At 74.0% G+C, this 1,456-nt stretch carries 2 protein-coding genes; both read left to right on the top strand.

Annotated elements, in window-relative coordinates; translation table 11 throughout:
* Positions 1-487: 487 nt before the first annotated feature.
* Positions 488-910: a hypothetical protein gene (locus tag ABZ885_RS41100; protein ID WP_360200315.1), complete on the top strand. Its 423-nt coding sequence runs from the start codon at positions 488-490 to the stop codon at positions 908-910.
* A gap of 154 nt (positions 911-1,064) precedes the next feature.
* A complete protein-coding gene (locus tag ABZ885_RS41095) occupies positions 1,065-1,439 on the top strand; it encodes a hypothetical protein (protein ID WP_360200313.1) in 375 nt (124 codons plus the stop codon).
* Positions 1,440-1,456: the final 17 nt, after the last annotated feature.

Here is a 1,456-nt window from a genome sequence, read left to right as displayed (position 1 = left end):
CAGGTGTCAGGACTTCGGAGGAGGATTCCCGGCCCCGCGGACGAGGGCCGATCCGGACGACGGCACCACCCGGCCACGCGGACGCCGATGGTGAACGCCGGCGGTGAACGCCGACGGACGAGAACGACCGCGCTCCGCGGCTTACGGACGGCGGCACGGGGAATCCCGGTGGAAGAGCGCGGGATTCGACGAGACTAGGCGATCCGACGGGGCCGACGGACCCGAAGCGGTACCGGACGGCCCGCAGACTTTCCCCGGCGCCTTCCACCACCGGGTCGCCGGCCCGGCCCTTGCGGACCGAAGGGTCCCGGACCTCCCAAGTCTTTCGGTACCGACCGTCATCCTCTCCGACCCGCGCAGCCCCTACGTTGGGCCACGGCCGGGGCACGGGATGCGCCCCGGCCACCCCGGGCGGCAGTCGACGCCCGATCGGTCACGGACAGGGCCGGCCCCGACGCCGGGCCGGCCGGGGCGGGAGGACGGACGGATGGCAGTACGCAAGGCCGCCACGATCAAGCAGGTCGAGCAGACGGTGCGGGAGATGGATCCGACCGATCCCCCGCTCACCGTCTTCGGCGTGTTCCTCGACGACAGCCCGTGGCTCTCCTGCCTGCTCGGCGGCGGCCTCGACGCCGACACCTACTTCGTCACCACGACCGCGCGGTCCGTCCATTTCCACCAGGTCAGGCCCAGGGGGCTGGGGCAGCGGCCGGGCAACCTCGTCTACAGCTTCGACCGGGATGACGCTGCGCGCCGGATCGGCGAAGTCCGCCGCCAACTGCTGTGGAGTTCCTTCCCGTTCGTCCTCCCCGGGCACGACGCGCCCATCCGGATGCACGTCCGCCGCGGCTGGCGGAGGGAGTTCGCACGGTTCACCACCGACCTGGCCACGGCCACCGCACGGCGCTGAGCGTCCGGCCGGACGCCGCCCCGCGGACCAGGCACGACGGGACCGGGCACGACGGGACGGAACGCGCCACCGCGCGGGACCACCGACCGTCGACGGCCGGGGCCGTCCGCACCGCATCCACCGTCACACCCGACCCCGCTCGACAGGAACCACCATGACCACCCACCGGACCGGCCGCCGCCTCGTGCTGGCGGCACTCGCCGCCGGCAGCCTGCTGCTCACCACCGCCTGCAACGACCTGGCGACCGACCAACCGGCCGACGCCGCCACCGTCGGCCCGGCCGGCGCCGCCGCGAAGCCCGCCGGAGCCGACGACCCCCGGCTCGGCGCCTTCTACGGCCAGCACGTCGACTGGCACACCTGCCCGCCGGACGCCGGGAGCCGACCGGTGGACCTGACCGGGCTGCAGTGCGGCGAACTGCGCGTTCCGCTGGACTACGCCGACCCGGCCGCCGACGCGCTCGGCGTCGCGCTGTCGACTACATGGACGTCTCGCCGCGCCAGATGGTGTCGGTCGCGACCGCCATGATCCCGTTCCTCGAGCAC

Origin of the sequence: Kitasatospora sp. NPDC047058, from assembly GCF_040643935.1 — a bacterium.
Lineage (GTDB): Bacteria > Actinomycetota > Actinomycetes > Streptomycetales > Streptomycetaceae > Kitasatospora.
Note: the sequence above shows the minus strand (reverse complement) of the source record. Positions and strands in the feature narration are given on the sequence as shown.

Coding starts and splice junctions, on each gene's coding strand:
- ABZ885_RS41100 (WP_360200315.1), top strand. CDS start 488: ATGGCAGTACGCAAGGCCGCCACGATCAAGCAGGTCGAGCAGACGGTG.
- ABZ885_RS41095 (WP_360200313.1), top strand. CDS start 1,065: ATGACCACCCACCGGACCGGCCGCCGCCTCGTGCTGGCGGCACTCGCC.